We start from the raw sequence: 14,437 nt of genomic DNA on the forward strand, positions 1-14,437 counted from the left end.
AGTTTGAATTTCTGGCGACCGGGACTCTTGGTAACGTTGGCGCCGAGCGCGAATGATTGTCGCGCCGGCACATTGGCTCTCTCGTGCTCTGGCCGTAGCAACTCCAGCCCGGCCCAAAACCTAACTGCCTCGGCGCATTGATCGCGTTTAGATAGATGTTCAGGCAGAGAACGCCCAGCACCAAGATCGCGACCAGGACCAGGACGAATATGGGCCTGGGAGTGTCCGACATATTTGCCTTAGGCAAAGCTCCGATTCCTAATATGGGGCGCGCTTGCCTGAATTGGCCGAGCGCTAGCCCGAACGATAACGCCTCGCCCAACTCGGCACCACGCTTCTCAACCGAACCCATTTGGGAAGCTGCGACACTACCGGCCCACGGCCCACCGCCCCCCTCCCTGGCTTCGCCGGTGATCTCCCGTTTCGTAGAAAGGGAGCGTTGGCGGCATGATTCCAGGATGAAGTGGACGTAAACAGAGCCCAATCTTGGCGCAAAAAGGGGTGATCGGAGGCTTTGCGCGCGGGATCGGGGGCCCATCCCGGCGGACGCTTGGGGGCAAGGCGGGCGCGGCGGGTCCGCGCGGCGCGCCTTAGTTGCGCGTCTCCACGCGCACCGGCAGATGGGTGTAGCCGTGGATGAAGCTGGAGAACACGCGCTGCGGCTCGCCGACCAGCTCGACCTTGGGGAAGCGGCGCAGGATCTCCTCCCAGATGATCTTCAGCTGCAGCTCGGCCAAGCGGTTGCCGACGCAGCGGTGGATGCCGAAGCCGAAGCTGAGGTGCTGGCGCACCCGCGGGCGCTCGATCCAATAGTCGTTGGGCCGCTCGATCACCTCTTCGTCGCGGTTGCCGGAGACGTACCACATGGCGATCTTGTCGCCCTCGCGGATGGTCTTGCCGCCAAGCTCGAAGTCGCGCGTGGCGCGGCGACGCATATAGGCCAGCGGCGTCTGCCAGCGGATGGTCTCGGAGACCATGGCCGGGATCAGCTCCGGATTGCCACGCAGCAGCCGATCCTGGTCGGGGTTCTGGTGCAGGGCCAGGACCGAGCCGGTGATGGTGTTGCGGGTGGTGTCGTTGCCGCCAACGATCAGCAGGATCAGGTTCCCGAGGTATTCCATTCGGTCCATGTCGCGGGTGGCCTCGCCGTGGGCGAGCATGGAGATCAGGTCCGACTTGGGCGGGGCGTTCACCCGCTCGTTCCACAGGCGCATGAAGTAGTCGACGCACTCGAACAGCTCGGCGCGCCGCTCGTTCTCGGCGACCTCCGGGTCGGTGGAGCTGAAGACACCGCTCTCAGGGGACGCGGTCGCCACGTCCGACCAGCGGGTGAGCTTTCGCCGGTCCTCCCAGGGGAAGTCGAACAGGGTGGCCAGCGTCATGGTGGTGAGCTCGATGGAGACCTTGTCGACCCAGTCGAACGCCTCGCCGATCGGGCACTCGTCGAGGATTTCCCCGGCCCGCTCGCGGATGACCGCCTCCATCTTGGCTAGGTTGGGGCCGGCGACGATCGGGCTCACCGTCTTGCGCTGGACGTCGTGCTTGGGCGGGTCCATGGCGATGAACATCGGCAGGGTGAAGTCTTCCGCCGGGTCCGGCAGGACGATGGTGGGCTCCGAGGAGAACGCCTCGTGGTTGGTGTCCACCGCCATGATGTCGTTGAACTTGGTGACCGACCAATAGCCGCCGACGTCCTCCTCGGCGCTCACGGCCCAGTGGACCGGGTCCTCGGCGCGCAGGCGCTCGAAATAGGGGCCCCAGGTGTCGGTGCGGAACAGCTCCGGGTCCGCGGGATTGATGTCCGCAAGCGGCATCGCATAGGCCGCATCGCGCGCCGCGCGCTTCACGTCGATCGAACCGTCGTCCATGGCCCAAATCCTCCGTCGGGGCGGCCTCGAACCGGACCGCCTGGGACGAGAGTATTCGCCCCAAACCGGGCCCAGGGGAAGCCGCGTAAGCGACGGCGTCAACCTGCCGGACCGCGTTCGGTGAACAAACGACCTTAACCGATTTGTAGAGCTTCCTCCCCCATGGTGCCGCCCTGAGGCCGTCGGTGGGGACGCTCTCGTAGCGCCGCGCTGCGTCCGACGTTCCCGCGATGCAGGCCCTGGGGGGCGAAGCCGACGAGCGTCGCCTGTGGAGGTCGAATTGGTCGCGCGCGCACAAGACCGCTCGTATCGGAGCTTGCGCGGCCTCGAACGCACGGCCTCGACCAGCCGCGTCCTGAACCTCGCCGCCGTCGCGAGCCAGAACGCCGGCGAGCCCGAATACGTGAGCGCGCCGTTCTTCAAGGCCGTCTCGCTCAACGGCGCGGTGATCATCAAGCACCGGCTGCGCGCCGACGAGCAGTACATCTTCGAGGCGGCCAAGCGCATCTCGACGAAGGTCATTATCCCCTTCGAGCGGACCGACCTGGGCCTGGGTGGCCGGTCGCTGTTCGTGGGCCAGCGCGGCTGGCAGGACATGCTCGACGAGCTGCGCGGCAGCTCGGAGGACGAAGCCCGCGACATCGCCCTGCTGGAAGCGCTGGACGAGCTGCCCTCGCTCGACCCGTTCCTGCTGCGTGAGCACCTCAAGCGGCGCGGTTTCAAGATCGCCAACTGCTACTTCGCCATCTCCCACGCCGACCTCGACCGCATGCAGCGGTTCGTTGCCGGCGAGATCTCCAAGCTGGTCGACCTGGCCTATGGCGGCGGCAAGGGCGGCTCGCCCGACGCCAACATCTCCAGGCTGGTCGGCCTGCTACTGTCCGGCCAGGACGACACCCGCCTGGAGCCGTTGCGCCTCACGCTGGGCCTGGAGGGCGAGAACTTCCGCGAGGGCATCTTCAGCTGGAAGGGCTTCCTCTATTACAAATGGGTCCTGAACAGCCTGTGGCCGGAGCTGCGCGAGGTGTTCGCCGAGCTCAGCGAAATCAAGGTCGTGGGACCCCGCGACTTCGAGAGGATGAACCAGGTCAAGGAGGTGGGCGCGCGCGTCAACCAGGCGATCCTGGGGCAGGTGCGCAAGGTGCGCGTCACCCTGCAGGTCTATGACGACGCCTTCGCCGAGCTGACCCTGGCCGGCAATCCGATGGCCTTCCGCGACTTCCTGCTGAAGTCGCCGGAGATGTTCATCACGCTGGGGGAGCGCACGGGGATGGTGAGCCACATCGCCAGCTTCTGGCGCTACCGCTTCCCGAAGGGCCGGCCGCTGAAGGTCGAGCTCGATGAGCTGTTCGACATCCTGCAGGACTTCCACCAGGGCCTGGGCGAGGACGACGACCACAAGGCCAGGCCGCCCCAAGCCGCCGACGTCGAGCCGCCGGATGCGGCGAACGCCGAGGCTGTCAGCCGCGCGGCGGGTTAGGCCGGCCCAGGCGCGTCAGGCGTTGAAATTCAACCGCAATCCGGGCCGCGGCCAGCGGGTCTTGAAGAGCTTTCCGGTGGACGAGCCGGTGATCCAGGCGTCGCGCATGTCCACTCCGCCGAAGCAGATGTTGGTGCAGATCAGGTCGGGGAAGGCGAAGTGCTCCGTCGAGCCGTCCGGGTCGAAGGCGGTGATCCCGCCGTTGAGGATGGTGGCCACGCAGACCTTGCCGCCGGCCTCCACCGCCAGGCTGTCGAGCAGCTGGTAGCCGGTCAGGTTGCAGATCACATGGCCGGGCGCGAATCCCGGGCCGGGCGCGAGCACGCCGGGCTCGGAGATGTCGAAGGCCCAGAGCCGCCCGAGCTGGGTGTCGGCGGCGTAGACGGTCTTTTCGTCCGGCGAGAGGCCCACGCCGTTGGGCGAGATCAGGTGGTCACGCTGGCGGCTGATGTGGCTGCCGTCGGTCCTGGCGTAGTAGAGACCGCCGTACTTGCGGCCCTCCGGCGTCGAGCAGCCGTGGTCGGTGAACCAGACGCCGCCCTGTTTGTCGAAGACCAGGTCGTTGGGGCCGATCAGGCGGCGGCCGTCGCAGGCCTCGTACACCGTCTCCAGCTTGCCCGACTTCAGGTCATAGCGTTGCAGCGAGCCGCCCACGTGGCTGGCCGGCGTCGGGCCGGGGATGCAGAGGCCCTGGTTGTCGAGCCATTCGAAGGAACCGCCGTTGTTGGTGATCCAGATGGCGCCGTCCGGGCCGATGGCCGCGCCGTTGGGGCCGCCGCCGGTCTCGATCAGCGTCTCCTTTCCACCGTCCGGGGTGACGCGGGTCAGCCGCCTTCCCTTGATCTCCGTCAGGATGATCGAGCCGTCGGCCATGGCGATCGGGCCCTCGGGGAATTCGAGGCCCTCGGTGATCAGCTGATAGTCCATGGCGCATCCCCCAATTTCTTGTTGGACGAAACCCTAAACGAAGATCAGCGGCGTTCCAGCACCCGGATCGTGAAGGGATAGTCGTCGCCTTCGCCGGCGGGATAGGCCTTGGCGCTGACCTCGCTCCAGCGGGCCATGTCCAGCGGCGGCAGGACCACGTCGCCATCGACCTCCGCGTCGACGTCGGTGAGGTAGATGCGGCCGGCCTTGGCCAGCGCCAGCTCGAAGAGCGATGCGCCGCCGATCACGCAGACCTCGCGCGCGCCGTCCTCCTCGGCCTGTTCGCGGGCGATGGAGACTGCCTCGCCGAACTCTTCGCAAACCACGGCGCCCCTGGGTTCGAAGGAGCCGTCGCGGGAGAGCACGATGTTGGTGCGCCCGACCAGCGGCTTCTTCGGCAGGCTGTCCCAGGTCTTGCGGCCCATGATCACCGGCTTGCCCATGGTCACGGCGCGGAAGTTGGCCAGGTCGGTCTTCAGCCGCCAGGGCAGGCCGTCGTCCCGTCCGATGACGCCGTTGCGGGCGCGCGCGATGGGACCGGCGGTGAGGGTGATTTGGGGCATAGATCAGGCCTTACCACTCCCGCTCATCCCCGCGAAGGCGGGGACCCAAGCGGACTCGGCGGTTGCGCAAAGGGCGTGGGAAATCTCGGACTCGGCTTGGGTCCCCGCCTTCGCGGGGATGAGCGGGTTTTGAGCTACACCGCGATCGGCGCGGCGATCCGGTCGTGGGCCTGGTAGCCGCGCAGTTTGAAGTCCTCGTACTCGAAGGCGAACAGGTCGCGCTTGGGCGCGATCTCCAGGACGGGCAGGGGATAGGGCGTGCGCCGCAGCTGCTCTTTGGCCTGGTCGAGGTGGTTCAGGTAGAGGTGGGCGTCGCCGAGCGTGTGGACGAACTCGCCGGGCTTAAGGCCCGTGACCTGGGCCACCATCATGGTCAGCAGGGCGTAGCTCGCGATGTTGAACGGCACGCCCAGGAAGACGTCGGCGGAGCGCTGGTAGAGCTGGCAGCTCAACTTCCCATCGGCGACGAAGAACTGGAACAGGCAGTGACAAGGCGGCAACGCCATGTCCTCCACCTCGGCCGGGTTCCAGGCCGAGACGATGTGGCGGCGGCTGTTGGGATTGGTCTTCAGGCCTTCGACGACGGTGGCGATCTGGTCGATGACCCGGCCGTCCGGCGCGGTCCATGACCGCCACTGCTTGCCATAGACGGGGCCGAGTTCGCCGGTCTCGGCGTCGGCCCATTCGTCCCAGATGCTGACGCCGCGTTCCTGCAGCCAGCGGACATTGGTGTCGCCGCGCAGGAACCAGAGCAGCTCCAGGATGATCGACTTCTTGTGCAGCTTCTTGGTGGTCAGCAGCGGGAAGCCCTGGGCCAGGTCGAAGCGCATCTGCCGGCCGAACACGCCGAGCGTGCCCGTGCCGGTGCGGTCGCCGCGCTCAACGCCGTTCTTCAGGATATCGGCCAGCAGACCGAGATACTGCTGCTCCGGGTGCTCCGGAGCGGCCTGATAGAGCGCAGCGATGGCGGCGTGGGCGTTCATGCAACACCAAACATCGCGCTGATTCGTTTCGATCCGGAATCAATCCACGAATCGATTCACAGAGAATTGCAGGTTCACCCCGAAAACCCGCCCTCATCGAGGAATTCCTGCTCCTCCGGGGTGGTCGTGCGGCCCAACGCGGCGTTGCGGTGGGGGAAGCGGCCGAAGCGGGCGATGATGTCGCGGTGGAGGCCGGCCCATTTGAGGTCGTCTGCGACGCCGGCTTCGGCGACTAGGGCCAGGCCGTAGTCCTGGTCGGCGATGTCCTCAGAGTGCTCGAAGGGCAGGTAGAAGAAGTTGCGGAAGGTCGGATCGACCTCGCGGTCGAAGCCCTGCTCGATGGCGGCGCGGGCGATGGAGCGGGCCTTTGGGTCGGTGGCGAAGGCGTGGCCTGAGTGGCGGTAGAGGTTGCGCGAGAACTGATCGAGCAGGATCAGCAGCGCTAGCGCCCCGTCGGCCGATTGCGCCCAATGGTCGTATTCCCCGCGGGCGGCGCGATGGTGGGTCGGTTCGAACTTCAGGCGAATGGCCTCATCGAAGGCCGTGACCTTCTTGAACCACTTCTCCGGACCGGCGCCGCGCCAGAAGCCGATGATGTCGTTGATGTGCGCCGTCACGTGCCTGGGTTCCCGGTTCCTGACGCCTAAGCAGGCTGCGCCGTTCAAGCGTGGTTCAGTCAAGTCAGCAATAGTAGGGATAGGATTGACGCAACCATCGGGGCCTTGGCGCCCTTGGAGCGAGACCATGAAGACGAAGCTTTCGACCGCCGCGTTGGCGCTGCTGCTGTTGGCCGGCGCGAGCGGCGCGGCCCTCGCGCAGGACCGCGACCACGAACATTCCCAGGCGGCCCCGCAAGGCGCCCCGCACCCTGGCGGGCCGCCCGGCGGCGGTCACGGCGGTGGTCCGCAAGGGGGCGCGCCCAGGGGCGGACCCCCGGCCGGGGCGCCCCAAGGCCAGGGTCGTGAAGGCCGCGGCGGTCCGCCCCAGGGCGGCGGTCCGCGCCAGGGCTTCCAGGGCGCGCCTTCGGGCGCTCCGCAGCAACGTTCCGACCATGCGCCCGGTCCCGGTCCCGGCGCCCAGGGCGGCGGTTCCCGCCAGTTCGACCATGAGCGCGGTCCCCGCGAGGTGATCCCGCCGGGCGCCGATCGCGGCGGCGCTCGTTTCGATGGGCGCGGCGGCGGCGGGCAGGTCGATGCGCGCAGCAATCCTTGGGGCGGGCGCGGCGGCCGTTGGCAGCCGGGACACGCCCCGCCGGTGTTCTGGAGCCACGACCGCTTCCACGCCGGCGCCTATCGCGCCCCCTACGGCTACTATGTTCGCTCGTGGGGCTTCGGCGACTTCCTGCCGCGCGGTTGGTTCGGCGACCCCTACTTCATCGGCGATTTCCTCGACTACGACCTGCCCTATCCGCCGCCCGGCTACGAATGGGTGCGCGTGGGCCCCGACGCCCTGATGGTCGACCGCTACACCGGGCGCATCGTCCAGGTGGTGCGCGGAATCTTCTGGTGATCTGACTGGCGTCCTTCTCCCTTGCGGGAGATTGGGCTTAGGTATCTTACTGAATTCACTATCGAAAATCAAGGCAATAGGGGCTGTGCAGAGCCTGTGTAGATGCGTTGCCCGGTCCCAGACCTTTGCGGAACGCCATTGTGAGCGGGGCTGGGGCTGGCTAGTGCGCGGACGGTGAGTGGACAAAGGCGCGGCAGGCGATATTCTGCTTTTGTTCCCACGTGCCCGAAGGCCCAAATGTCTACGTTCTCTGGCCGCTACTATGATGTCCGACCCAAGCGACCCGGTTGGCTCTGGATGGCATTCGCGCTCGACCGCATTACGCCGATCGGCCGAGGCGAGGCCGGAAGTAGGCTTGAGGCAGAGCAAGCCGCTAAGGAATGCATCGCCGCGGCCACTGGCACCTCACAACCGCCGTCACTCGATAGCGCCTAGGAGTTCGGCGTGGTCGTGGCGACCCCTGAGCCATGATCCCGTCCTGCGCGGAGTGGCGTGTCATCCGCTTTCGCCACCGTTCCTCCATTGCACCACTGGAAGCTAGGATTCTGGCAATCCAGCCTTCGCCATGCACACCTTGCCCTGGCCCTCCGCCATCGCTTGCGGCTGTCCGGCTTTGGACCTTTTCCCGACCTTCTATGGTCCCGTTCCCCTTTCGGGGTCTCAGCCGGCTCGCGCCGGCACCGGTTAGTCGGGTGGGCAGGAGCCCTATCGGCAGGCTCCATTCTTTCGAACACTCCTCTTCTTCTCACGCGCCGCAACGGCGCACCCGCAGGGGAAGGCTTTCCCCGCATGGGTTTGCCGAAGACCGCACTGTTACAAAACCTCGGACTTTGCAAACATTCGCGGAGGATTTATAACATCACCATGGAACCCAAAGGCCATCGCCAACGCGCCATCGAGGTCGCCCGAACCCGTGGGATCGCCCGCGGATCGGACTTCGACGCGGCCGGCGTGCCGCGCATGTATCTGAAGCGCCTGACCGAGGAGGGGGTGTTCCTGCAAGTCGGGCGCGGCCTCTACCGTCTGGCCGGCTCGCCCTCGGATGCGGCGACCAGCCTGGCGGAGGCCGCCCGCCTCCAGCCCCGTGGCGTGATCGGCCTGCTCTCCGCCCTGCAGTTCCACGACCTCACCACCCAGACGCCGCACGCCGTGTGGATGCTGCTGGGGCCGAAGGACTGGGCGCCCGTCAATCCGCCGGTGCAGATCCGCGTCATCCGCGCCAGCGGCCGCGCGCTCAGCGAGGGCGTCGAGCGCCATGAGATCGACCAGGTCCCGGTGCCGATCACCTCGCCGGCGAAGACGGTCGTGGATTGCTTCAAGTACCGCAACAAGATCGGCCTCGATGTCGCGGTCGAGGCGCTGCGCGACCTCATGCGCTGGGCCGATCACCGACCCCCCGTTGACGAACTCTGGCGCTTTGCCGAGATCGATCGCGTCCAGATGGTCATGCGTCCCTATCTTGAGGCGCTGACGTGAACGACAAGCCCAAGGACATAGCCGCCTCGGCCAGAGCCCGGCTGACCAACCGTGCCCGCGAGCGGAAGGAGAACGCCCAGCTCTTGATGACCCGCTACGTCATCGAGCGGCTGCTCTGGCGCCTTAGCGTCTCGCCTTACCGAAAGCTGTTCGTCCTGAAGGGCGCCATGCTCTTCAGTCTCTGGGCGCCGACACCCTACCGCGCCACCGGCGACCTGGACCTGCTGGGCTTCGGCAACAATGACCCCGACCAGGTCGCCGGCTTCTTCCGCGAGGTCATGGGGATCGCCGCCGACGACGGGATCGTCTTCCGGCCAGAGACCATCGTCGCGGCCGCGGCCCGCGCCGAGGACGAGTACGCCGGCGTCCGGCTGGACTTCCTGGCGGAGCTCGCCGGCGCGCGGCTGCCGATCCACGTGGATATCGGCTTCGGCGACGCCATCACGCCCGGCGCCCAGGACATCGACTATCCCTCGCTGCTCGACCTGCCGCAGCCGAAGCTGCGGGCCTATCCGCCCGAGACCGTGGTGGCCGAGAAGTTCCAGGCGATGACCGCGCTCGGGATGATCAACACTCGGATGAAGGACTTCTTCGACCTCTGGGCTATCGCCAACACCTTCGCCTTCGAAGGCCCGGTGCTCGCCGAGGCCATCGCCGCCACCTTCGCGCGCCGCGAAACGCCGCTGCCGACCGAGCCGCCGCTAGCGCTGACGGTCGCCTTCGCCGAGGCGAAGCAGGGGCAGTGGACGGCCTTCCTCAAGCGCACCGAGATCTCGCTCGCGCCGGAGCCGTTCCCGGAGATTCAGGCGCAGATCGTGGCGCTGGTGATGCCGCCCACCCTCAGCCTGGTGAAAGGCGAGATGTTCGAGGCCCGCTGGCCGGTTGGCGGCGCCTGGACACGCTGAGCGTCGAGCTCCAGCCGGCGACGCGTCGGTTCATCCCGGCGCCGCTCGATTTCCGGCAAGTCGCGTTCAGTCGCCGGATAGCCGAACACAGCCAAACCCTGGGCCTGGCCGGTCAGGAACACCTCGCGCCGGAAGTCCATTGCCCCAACCGTGTAGATGGAGGGCCAGGCCCGGTGCTGGGCGATCGCCACCATGTCGCGGACAGCGCTCGGGTTGACGCCGGGCGCGATGAGGTCCCGCCCGCGATCCCGAACCGCCGGACTATTGGTTTGGCTGTCGATGTAGAAATGGACGCTGTGGCCGCCGTTCGACTCCACGCGGTAGCGTTGCTTGAGCTCGTCTGGGACGTCCCCGCGCCTCACGTTGACTCCCTTGACGAGGGAGAAGAAGCGGTTCCGGTTGTCAAACGCCCTGGGCACGGTCAGCCTCCTCAAGTCTTGAGCGCGCCGTCATCGACGGCGGGTCGCGTGATGTCCTCGGGCCGGCCACGGCGCCGGACGGCGGCTGATCCATCGCATCGACATAGCGGTCGACCCAGGCTTCCACCGCTTCGGCGCTGGCGCCCATCGGCGGCAGGGGCGCCAGGCGCTCGACCTCGGCGATGGCCAGCGGGCCGAGCTGCAGGGTGAGCGGATCGACCGGCGCCTCAGGCGGCGGGTCGGGGACGACGGCCCGGACGGGGATTTGGGGCGGCGGCGCGACGCGCTTGGCGAACGCCCGCTCGCGCCAGTAGGCGATCTTGCGGCCGCGCACGGGCGGCATTCCGGCGCGGAGCACGATCAGCCGGTCGGTCGGCATCTGGATCAGTTCCTGGGGCATCATCAGCGCGCGGCGCTGGTCGGACTCCGTCATGCTGCGCTTGCCGCCGGACAGCAGCGTTGGCCGGCTCTGCGAGCGCCCGAGATAGGTCCAGTAGCCAAGCCGCTCCGACAGGTCCTGGGCGACCTTCAGCTCCTTCGGCGCGAAGGCGATCTCCCGTCCAAATACCCTGCCGCCTTCAGGGCCTCGATCGATTCCTGAGCGGAGCGGTGGTGGATGAAGAGGCCGCCGGCGTCTTCCCAGAGGGCGCGGTGCTGGTCGCGGTCGTCGACCAGGACATCGCCGGGGTGACAGTGCTCGCGCTTCTGGGCCGCGGTCGTGGCAATCATCGGCACGCCGGGGAAGTGACGGGCGGCCCAGGCGCGCTTCTGCGGTTCGGCCCACTGGCCGTGCGGCATGCCGGTCAGGATGATCGGGGCCCTGGCGCTTACCGCGTCGTAGAGCTCGCGGGCGTCGGGCAGCAGGTCCAGGCGCTCGAAGAAGCTGTCGGCGGCGGCCAGGCGCTTCCAGAACTGCCCAGCGCCGCGCAGGTCTTCGAAGGCGTCCGACGGCATGCCGAGAACGGCCTGGGCGGCGGTTTCGAAATCGGCCAGCACGCCGTCGCAGTCGAGGTAGATCTGCCGTCTCAAGCGGGCGTTCGTCTCACCCGGCCTGGCAGGCGGGGCAGAGGCCGCGCGCTTCCAGGGTGACGGACTTGACCGCGTAGCCCTTGGCCTCAGCGGCGGCCCGGCCGGGCGCGAAGTCCGGCTCGAACTCCTCGGCCGCCCCGCAGCAGTCGCAGATCAGGAACGCCGCGGCATGGCCCGTGCGGTCCATCCGGCAGGGGACATAGGCGTTCAGGCTCTCGATGCGGTGCGCGAAACCCAGCCGTTCGAGGAATTCCAGGGCCCGGTAGACGGTGGGCGGCTTGGCCGGCTCGCCGTCCTCGCCAAAAGCCGCGATCAGATCGTAGGCCTTCAAGGGGCCGTCGGCTTCGAGCAGCAGCTCCAGCACGCGGCGCCGCGGCGCGGTCAGCCGCTCCTGGATGTCGCTGCAACGGTGCTCGGCGTCCACCAGGGCATGACGCAGGTCGGCGCCGCCCAGCCCCGGATGGGCGCCGTCCTCATGGGTGCAGTCGGGCGAGTGCATGTCCATCACGTAACGCTCCAGACGCCTGCGCCGCAACGTTCTTGACGTCGCGCCGGATCACCGCACGCAGCGGCTTGACGACCCGTTATGTTATTTCATAACAGGTATGTTATCACATAACGGCTACTGAGATGGCCTCGGTTTCAAGGGGATTCAATGACGCGTAAACTGCTTCTGCTGGCGGCCGCCAGCCTCGGCGCGATGGCCGCGAACTCTGCCTTCGCTGAATCCGACGCAGCGCCGCCCGTCGCCCAGGCCTCCGAGATCGTCGTCACCGCCCAGCGGCTGGATGCGGCGCGGTCCGAGGTCGAGCCGGCTCTGGGCGCGACGATCTATTCCATGCCCGAGGCCTTCATCAACAACCTGCCGTCCGGAGCCAACGTCCAGCTGAACCAGGTGATTCTGCAGGCGCCGGGCGTGGCGCAGGACAGCTTCGGCCAGCTGCACGTGCGCGGCGATCACGGCAACATCCAGTTCCGCCTGAACAACGTGATCCTGCCGGAAGGCCTGCAGGTGTTCGGACAGTCCCTGTCGCCCCGACTGGCGGCCAACGTCGACCTGATCACCGGGGCCCTGCCGGCCCAGTACGGCATCCGCGACGCCGGCATCGTCAACATCACCACCAAGAGCGGCTTCAAGAACGGCGGCGAGGTCGGCGTCTACGGCGGCAGCCACGGAATGATTGAGCCCTCGATCGAATATGGCGGCTCGTCGGGGGCGACCAGTGGCTTCTTCTCCGGCAGCTATACCGGCACCGACGTGGGCATCGAGAGCCCGGACGGGCGCGGCACGCCGCTGCACGACCACTCCGACCAGTACCAGGCGTTCGGCTACCTCGATCACATCCTGGACGACACCAGCCGGGTGTCGCTGATCGCCGGGACCTCGCAGGACAAGTTCCAGATCCCCAACGTGTCGGGTCTGCAGCCGGACCTGGGCTTCAGCCAGAACGGCGTCACGGCCTTCCCCTCCGAGAAGCTGAATCAGAACCAGAAGGAAGGCACGACCTACGGGATCGTCACCTACCAGAAGACCATGGGCGACTTCACCGCCCAGGCTTCGTTCTTCGGCCGCTATTCGGAGCTGCAGTACACGCCTGACGTCACCGGCGAGCTCTTGTTCAACGGCATCGCCCAGGCGGCCCGCAAGACCGACCTGTCGTTCGGGACCCAGCTGGAGGGCGTCTACAAGCTCACGGACGCCCACACGATCCGCGGCGGGGTGATCATCTCCGCCGACCACACCACCAGCAAGACCAACTCCCAGGTCTTCGCCCTGGACGCCAACGGCAATCAGATCGGCGCCGCGGCGGAGACGATCATCGACAACAGCAAGGCCGACGCTCAGACCTACTCGGTCTACCTGGAGGACGAGTGGAAGCCGTTCGACAGCCTGACCGTGAACTACGGCCTGCGCTTCGACCAGCTGAACGCCTTCCGGCACGAGAACCAGTTGTCGCCGCGGGTGAACGCCGTCTGGACGCCGATGGAGGGGACGACCTTCCACGCCGGCTACGCGCGCTACTTCTCGCCGCCGCCGTTCGAGCTGGTGTCCTCCGAGTCCTTCCAGAAATTCGTCGGCACCAGCGCCGAGGCGCTGGGGACCCAGAATGACCTGCCCAAGTCGGAACGTGACAACTACTTCGACGTGGGCGTGCAGCAGAAGTTCGGCGGCCTGACCCTGGGCGTCGACGCCTATGACAAAGAGGCCAAGAACCTGGTGGACGAGGGCCAGTTCGGCGCCCCGATCATCCTGACGCCGTTCAACTACCGCGTGGGCTACGCCCGCGGCGTGGAGTTCAGCGGCAACTACGTCAACGGCGCCTTCTCGGCTTACGGCAACTTCGCGATCAGCCGGGCCCAGGGCAAGGACATCATCTCCAGCCAGTTCAACTTCGACCCGGGGGACCTGGCGTTTATCCAGAACCACTTCATCTTCCTGGATCACGACCAGACCTATTCGGCCTCGGCGGGCGTGGCCTACAAGTTCGGCGACGGGACCCGGGTGTCGGGTGACCTGATCTACGGCTCGGGACTGCGGCTCACGCCGGACGGCGCGCCGCCGAACAGCGGGCACGTGGCGGGGTACACCCAAGTCAATCTGAGCGTGGCGCACGCGTTCGAGATGGCCGGCGGCCCGCTGACCATCCGCGCCGACGTGATCAACCTGTTCGACAAGGAATACGAGATTCGCGACGGGACCGGCGTCGGCGTCGGCGCGCCACAGTTCGGTCCGCGGCGCGGGTTCTACGCGGGCATCAGCAAGGCGTTCTGAGGAGCCCCCAGCCGTGTTGAACGCCAGCCGGCGGCGCCAGGACGACGAGGCCAGCGCTCTCCAGGAGTTGATCTGGCGGCTGATGTTGGCCCGGCTTCGAGACCTCGAGCGCGAGCGCGGGGTCACGAAGTCCGACATCAGCCGGATGCTGGGGGTCCCATCGACTCAGGTGCAGACGTGGTTCGCCTCGCCGACCAATCTGACGCTGAGATCGGTGGGGCGTCTGGCGGCGGCGCTCGACGGGCGCTTGGTCTGCAGGCTTGAACCCCTGCATTCGGTCCCCAGCGCCGAGCGGGCGGCGACAGAAATCGCCGATCAATAGGCTGACGAAGGCGACGTTCTGAGGCTCTTCCCTCCCCATGAAGGGGCTACGGCATTCACACATCTCCCCGCTGAGGTCCGAGTTCCGGCCTGCTAGGCGGAAAATGCTCAATCGTTTCAAGACAACCTGCCCAGCACGGACTCTCAGTGTACGGACTTGTTGGTCTCCGATAAGCCACTGAAA

General features: G+C 67.1%; 15 protein-coding genes. 6 read left to right on the forward strand and 9 right to left on the reverse strand.

All coding sequences use genetic code 11. The features are described from left to right. Positions 1 to 590: 590 nt before the first annotated feature. On the reverse strand, positions 591 to 1,868 hold the full coding sequence (locus VHS75_RS07870; protein ID WP_329638057.1) for a cytochrome P450: 1,278 nt from the start codon (positions 1,866 to 1,868) through the stop codon (positions 591 to 593). A gap of 316 nt (positions 1,869 to 2,184) precedes the next feature. Here VHS75_RS07870 and VHS75_RS07875 point away from each other — a divergent pair, with 316 nt between their 5' ends. Further along, entirely contained in the window at positions 2,185 to 3,348 is a 1,164-nt protein-coding gene (locus tag VHS75_RS07875; RefSeq protein ID WP_329638058.1) for a hypothetical protein, read from the forward strand. Between the two features lie 15 nt (positions 3,349 to 3,363). Here the strand turns inward: VHS75_RS07875 and VHS75_RS07880 are convergent, their stop codons facing one another. From VHS75_RS07880 to VHS75_RS07895, 4 genes are all read right to left on the reverse strand, one after another. After that, a complete protein-coding gene (locus tag VHS75_RS07880; RefSeq protein WP_329638059.1) occupies positions 3,364 to 4,275 on the reverse strand; it encodes an SMP-30/gluconolactonase/LRE family protein in 912 nt (303 codons plus the stop codon). Positions 4,276 to 4,319: 44 nt separating this feature from the next. Next, positions 4,320 to 4,838 carry a dihydrofolate reductase gene (locus tag VHS75_RS07885; RefSeq protein ID WP_329638060.1) on the reverse strand — a complete coding sequence of 173 codons (519 nt, stop codon included), beginning with the start codon at positions 4,836 to 4,838 and terminating at the stop codon, positions 4,320 to 4,322. 134 nt (positions 4,839 to 4,972) lie between these two features. Next, positions 4,973 to 5,821: a thymidylate synthase gene (locus VHS75_RS07890; protein WP_329638061.1), complete on the reverse strand. Its 849-nt coding sequence runs from the start codon at positions 5,819 to 5,821 to the stop codon at positions 4,973 to 4,975. 74 nt (positions 5,822 to 5,895) lie between these two features. Then, a complete protein-coding gene (locus tag VHS75_RS07895; protein WP_329638062.1) occupies positions 5,896 to 6,438 on the reverse strand; it encodes a DUF924 family protein in 543 nt (180 codons plus the stop codon). A gap of 127 nt (positions 6,439 to 6,565) precedes the next feature. On the opposite strand from VHS75_RS07895, the gene VHS75_RS07900 reads away from it, so the two are divergent. The 3 genes from VHS75_RS07900 (at position 6,566) to VHS75_RS07910 (ending at position 9,711) form a co-directional block, all read left to right on the forward strand. Then, positions 6,566 to 7,330 carry an RcnB family protein gene (locus VHS75_RS07900; RefSeq protein ID WP_329638063.1) on the forward strand — a complete coding sequence of 255 codons (765 nt, stop codon included), beginning with the start codon at positions 6,566 to 6,568 and terminating at the stop codon, positions 7,328 to 7,330. Between the two features lie 864 nt (positions 7,331 to 8,194). Further along, the gene (locus VHS75_RS07905; RefSeq protein WP_329638064.1) at positions 8,195 to 8,806 is read left to right on the forward strand and encodes a type IV toxin-antitoxin system AbiEi family antitoxin domain-containing protein; all 612 of its coding nucleotides are present in this window, start codon (positions 8,195 to 8,197) and stop codon (positions 8,804 to 8,806) included. Continuing rightward, positions 8,803 to 9,711: a nucleotidyl transferase AbiEii/AbiGii toxin family protein gene (locus VHS75_RS07910; protein WP_329638065.1), complete on the forward strand. Its 909-nt coding sequence runs from the start codon at positions 8,803 to 8,805 to the stop codon at positions 9,709 to 9,711. Before VHS75_RS07905 ends, VHS75_RS07910 begins: the two co-directional genes overlap by 4 nt. Here VHS75_RS07910 and VHS75_RS07915 read toward each other — a convergent pair. Genes VHS75_RS07915 through VHS75_RS07930 form a run of 4 tightly spaced genes read right to left on the reverse strand, consistent with a single transcriptional unit; the run spans position 9,609 to position 11,664 of the window. Beyond that, the gene (locus VHS75_RS07915; protein ID WP_329638066.1) at positions 9,609 to 10,073 is read right to left on the reverse strand and encodes an LPD7 domain-containing protein; all 465 of its coding nucleotides are present in this window, start codon (positions 10,071 to 10,073) and stop codon (positions 9,609 to 9,611) included. The two genes, VHS75_RS07910 and VHS75_RS07915, sit on opposite strands and share 103 nt — an antisense overlap. 40 nt (positions 10,074 to 10,113) lie before the next feature. Beyond that, on the reverse strand, positions 10,114 to 10,773 hold the full coding sequence (locus VHS75_RS07920; RefSeq protein ID WP_329638071.1) for a type IV secretory system conjugative DNA transfer family protein: 660 nt from the start codon (positions 10,771 to 10,773) through the stop codon (positions 10,114 to 10,116). Continuing rightward, a complete protein-coding gene (locus tag VHS75_RS07925; RefSeq protein ID WP_329638067.1) occupies positions 10,659 to 11,159 on the reverse strand; it encodes a 5' nucleotidase, NT5C type in 501 nt (166 codons plus the stop codon). The genes VHS75_RS07920 and VHS75_RS07925 overlap by 115 nt, the downstream gene beginning before the upstream one ends. Positions 11,160 to 11,172: 13 nt before the next feature. Beyond that, the gene (locus tag VHS75_RS07930) at positions 11,173 to 11,664 is read right to left on the reverse strand and encodes a Fur family transcriptional regulator (RefSeq protein WP_329638068.1); all 492 of its coding nucleotides are present in this window, start codon (positions 11,662 to 11,664) and stop codon (positions 11,173 to 11,175) included. Positions 11,665 to 11,814: 150 nt separating this feature from the next. Between VHS75_RS07930 and VHS75_RS07935 the strand changes: the two genes are divergently transcribed. Beyond that, positions 11,815 to 13,932 (forward strand): TonB-dependent receptor, encoded by a 2,118-nt coding sequence (locus tag VHS75_RS07935; RefSeq protein WP_329638069.1) that lies wholly within the window; start codon positions 11,815 to 11,817, stop codon positions 13,930 to 13,932. Between the two features lie 13 nt (positions 13,933 to 13,945). Beyond that, positions 13,946 to 14,254: a hypothetical protein gene (locus tag VHS75_RS07940; RefSeq protein WP_329638070.1), complete on the forward strand. Its 309-nt coding sequence runs from the start codon at positions 13,946 to 13,948 to the stop codon at positions 14,252 to 14,254. Positions 14,255 to 14,437: the final 183 nt, after the last annotated feature.

It is taken from the genome of Phenylobacterium sp., from assembly GCF_036264965.1.
In the GTDB taxonomy this organism is placed as follows: Bacteria; Pseudomonadota; Alphaproteobacteria; order Caulobacterales; family Caulobacteraceae; genus Phenylobacterium.

Bases quoted from the DNA above. Each gene is read 5' to 3' on its own strand.
- VHS75_RS07870 (WP_329638057.1), bottom strand. From the start codon at position 1,868: ATGGACGACGGTTCGATCGACGTGAAGCGCGCGGCGCGCGATGCGGCC.
- VHS75_RS07880 (WP_329638059.1), bottom strand. From the start codon at position 4,275: ATGGACTATCAGCTGATCACCGAGGGCCTCGAATTCCCCGAGGGCCCG.
- VHS75_RS07885 (WP_329638060.1), bottom strand. From the start codon at position 4,838: ATGCCCCAAATCACCCTCACCGCCGGTCCCATCGCGCGCGCCCGCAAC.
- VHS75_RS07890 (WP_329638061.1), bottom strand. From the start codon at position 5,821: ATGAACGCCCACGCCGCCATCGCTGCGCTCTATCAGGCCGCTCCGGAG.
- VHS75_RS07900 (WP_329638063.1), top strand. From the start codon at position 6,566: ATGAAGACGAAGCTTTCGACCGCCGCGTTGGCGCTGCTGCTGTTGGCC.
- VHS75_RS07905 (WP_329638064.1), top strand. From the start codon at position 8,195: ATGGAACCCAAAGGCCATCGCCAACGCGCCATCGAGGTCGCCCGAACC.
- VHS75_RS07930 (WP_329638068.1), bottom strand. From the start codon at position 11,664: ATGGACATGCACTCGCCCGACTGCACCCATGAGGACGGCGCCCATCCG.
- VHS75_RS07935 (WP_329638069.1), top strand. From the start codon at position 11,815: ATGACGCGTAAACTGCTTCTGCTGGCGGCCGCCAGCCTCGGCGCGATG.